At 74.0% G+C, this 3,370-nt stretch carries 3 protein-coding genes and 1 pseudogene; all 4 read right to left on the reverse strand.

Going from position 1 to position 3,370, the window contains the following annotated elements:
• Positions 1–487: pseudogene (locus ACFXA3_RS39045) on the reverse strand (hypothetical protein); the annotation flags it as partial.
• A 35-nt stretch (positions 488–522) separates the two neighbouring features.
• Positions 523–1,380: an acyl carrier protein gene (locus ACFXA3_RS39050; protein ID WP_385195565.1), complete on the reverse strand. Its 858-nt coding sequence runs from the start codon at positions 1,378–1,380 to the stop codon at positions 523–525.
• Positions 1,381–1,413: 33 nt separating this feature from the next.
• Positions 1,414–2,130 carry a ScbR family autoregulator-binding transcription factor gene (locus tag ACFXA3_RS39055; protein ID WP_385195568.1) on the reverse strand — a complete coding sequence of 239 codons (717 nt, stop codon included), beginning with the start codon at positions 2,128–2,130 and terminating at the stop codon, positions 1,414–1,416.
• Between the two features lie 91 nt (positions 2,131–2,221).
• On the reverse strand, positions 2,222–3,076 hold the full coding sequence (locus tag ACFXA3_RS39060) for a BTAD domain-containing putative transcriptional regulator (RefSeq protein ID WP_385195569.1): 855 nt from the start codon (positions 3,074–3,076) through the stop codon (positions 2,222–2,224).
• Positions 3,077–3,370 lie beyond the last annotated feature (294 nt).

A 3,370-nucleotide genomic window follows, 5' to 3' on the forward strand; every position in this document is an offset into this window, starting at 1 on the left:
CCCCGGCACCCGGCGCGCCCACGGTCACCGGCCCCGCCGCGCCTCCCGGCCCGCCCGCGGAGACCGTCCCGGCAAGGCCTCCGGGCACGGCACCCGCCTGGACGCGGGAGGCGTCCACGGCCACCGGCCCGGCACCGGCCCCGCCGAAGGCGCCCGCTCCGGCACCGGCGCCCGGCCCGGCCACGGTCGCCGGCTCCACACCCTGCCCGCCCGCGGAAGCGGCCCCGGCAGCGGTGCGCGCTCCCGTATCCGGCGCTCCCGCAGTGGTCGCTCCGGCGGCGGCCGACGCGGTGGCGCCGGAGCGCTGTGCGGGCGCGGAGTCCGGGCCGCCCCGGCCGGGCGCCGGTTGCGGCGCCGCGGGAGCCGGCTCCGGCGGTGCGAGGACGACGGGTCCCGTACCGGTGGCTGCGGCGCTCAGCAGCGCGGCCACCTGGGCCCGGTCCAGATGGCCGTTCTTGAACCGGGTCAGGACTTCCTTCTCGTCCATCTGGACGCGCTCCTTCTGGGGGTGGAAATACGGCTTCAGCCGCGGCGGCCGAGCAGCACGAGTGCCTCGTCCACGGTGAGCCGGTCGTCGCGGATCGCGTCCAGCAGGACGTCGAGGTCGCCGTCCGGAAGCGGCCGCACGGCAACGGGGGCGGGAACGGCGGCGGGGACAGCAGCGGGTGCGGGGGCGACGGCGGCCGGGCGGAACACCGGCTCCGGCATCCGCGGCACCGCGCCGAACTCCGGCGCGGCCCGCCCCGCCCGCGCCGCCTGCACGGCCTGTGCGGCCGCACCCGTCCGCGTGGCGATGTAGGCGGCCATCGCCGCCAGGTTGGGGTGCTCGTACAGCAGGACGGACCGCTCCTGGAGGCCGAAGGTGCGGTTGACGACCGCGATGAACTCCGCGCCCACCATGGAGTCCACGCCGAGCAGATTGAACGCGGCGGTGGTGTTGATGTCCCAGGGGTCGCAGCACAGGATCCCCGCGAGCTGTTCGCGCAGCACTTCCGCGATCCCGGTCGCGGCGGCGGCCGCCGGCGACTGCCGGGCCGGGGCGGCGGCGGGTGCCTCGTACCCCGCGGTGGCCACCGCAACGGCAGCGGCCGCGGGAACGGACGCGGCGACGGGCGCAGCGGCGACCGCACTGCCCGCCGCCGCCCGCGCGACCTCCCGTGCGAAGGACGCCGGCGTCGGGAAGTCGTACAGGTCGGTCGCGAGGACGCGCAGTCCGTACCGGCTGTTGACGACGGCCACGAACTCCACGACCAGCAGGGAGTCGAGTCCCATGGACTGGAAGGTCTGCTCGGGGTCGATCTTCTCCGGCTTGACCCGCAGGACGTCGCCGAGCACTCCGATGAGGTCCGTCAGTACGTCCGCAGGGTGTTCATTCATCATCGCAGGCTCCTCCAAGCCGTCGCTGGCACACGGTCACGCGCTGCTGCCGGAGAACACCGGCCGTACCTCGCCCAGGAGCCCGCCCGGCACCTCGCCGCCCCGTACGTCGCGCACCCGGCGGGGCGCGGTGTCGGGATCCGGCATCCCGACGTGGAAGTCCCGCTCCGCGCCCTCGGGCACCAGGCTGGGCAGCAGGAGCGCCCACAGTCCCGAGACGCGGCGCTGGAGTTCGGCGTACGGCATGCCCGTGGCGGCGAGCGCCTCGATGCCGCAGGCCGCCGCGGCCACCAGCGATTCGATGCTCTCCCAGCGGCCCTCGGCGCGGAGTTCCCCCGCGTCCCGGGCCTGGCGCAGCAGCCCGCAGACCTCCGCGAGCCAGACGTGGTGGAAGTCGGTGGCGGGCGCGGGCGGTCCCGCGCACTCCTTGGCGAGGCGGAATCCGGCCGGGACCGACGGTTCCTCGCGCAGGCTGAGCGCGAGCCAGTGCGTCGTGTCGACCAGGGTCTGGAGCGGGGAGCCGCCGGACGCGCGCAGTTCGCGCACCGCCGCGCGCAGCAGCTCGCAGCCGCGCAGCCGGACGGCCTCCGCCAGTTCGTCTTTGGAGGCGAAGTGGAAGTACAGCGCCCCCTTGGTCACTCCGGCGAACGCCGCGATCTCCCCGAGGGTCGCGTTCGCGTAGCCGTTGCGGTGGAACATCTCGGCCCCCGCGTGCACGAGCTTCCTGCGGGTCCGCTCCGACCTCTCCTGCACCGCGCTGCCTCCTCGGCCCGTGGTGGTCCGGGCGCGGGTACGGCCGGGCGAGCCGGTCGCGGCCGCGCTCCTGGTGTCGCGTGCGGCCATCTCAGCCGACGCGTACGAGTCGCTCGCTGCTGGTGTCCGCCACCACCGGGGTCTCGGGGCTGGCCATGAGGATCGAGCGCTGGAGCCGGCGCAGGGCGGCCGACGGCTCCAGCCCGAGCTCGCGCACGAGCGTGGCGCGCAGCCGCTGGTAGACGTCGAGGGCCTCGCCGCGGCGGCCGGAGCGGTGCAGGGCGAGCATGAACTGGCCGTGCAGGTTCTCGTGGGTGCGGTACCGGCTGGCCAGGACGGTGAGTTCGGCGAGCAGTTCGCGGTGCCGGCCGATCCGCAGGTCCGCCTCGATGCGCTGGTCGAGCGCGCACAGCCGGGTCTCCTCCAGCCGCCGGGTCTCCATGTCCAGCTGGATTCCGCCGTGTACGTCGGCGAAGGCCGGTCCGGACCACAGCGACAGCGCCTCGCGCAGCAGCCGGGCCGCGCCGGGGAAGTCGCCCGCGTCCATCGCCCGGTAGCCCATGCCGGCGAGCCGGTCGAACTCGCGGACGTCGCTGGTGCCGCCGCCGCTGTTGAGCAGGTAGCCGCCGGGCAGCGTGACGAGCACGTCCTTGGCGGTGCGCCGGCCCGCGGGGGCCGTTCCGCCCTCGCCGTCACCGTCGGCCCCGCCCTGCTCCAGGGCGGTCGCGATGAGGGCCCGCAGCTGCAGGACGTACGTCTGCAGGGTGGTGCGGGCGCTGCGCGGCGGTGCTCCCGCCCACAGTTCCTCTATGAGCGCCGACACCGGGACGACCTGGTCGGCATGGAGCGCCAGCAGTGCCAGCACCTGTCGCGGCTTCGGGGCGGTCGGCGTAACGGAGACTCCGTGTTCCCGCACCGCCAGTGTGCCCAGTACTTCGATGTCCACGCCGTACTCCCCTGTCCGTGGATGAGCCTTCGCCAGTAAAAAACAGGACCGGCGGTTTGTCAATACGAAACCGACCGTGCTGTTTTATGCCCAGGAAGCTCTGACGGACCCTCAAGACATGGCTCTGAACTGGGCATTTATCGATCCGCCAGAGAGCGGAGCCCGGTTCAGTCGCACTCCGCTCCCTCTCCAGAACAGCCCTAGATTTGGCAAAACAAACCGCAAAGTCTCCGTACGCGGCGGGTGAACGAAGCGGGAGGACGCAGAAGCGCCCCGGCTCCCCACGCGTGTGCG

The sequence above is a fragment of the Streptomyces sp. NPDC059456 genome, from assembly GCF_042750055.1.
Classification (GTDB): Bacteria; Actinomycetota; Actinomycetes; order Streptomycetales; family Streptomycetaceae; genus Streptomyces.

Excerpts from the sequence above, each read along its gene's own strand:
- ACFXA3_RS39050 (WP_385195565.1), bottom strand. The coding sequence starts at position 1,380 with ATGATGAATGAACACCCTGCGGACGTACTGACGGACCTCATCGGAGTG.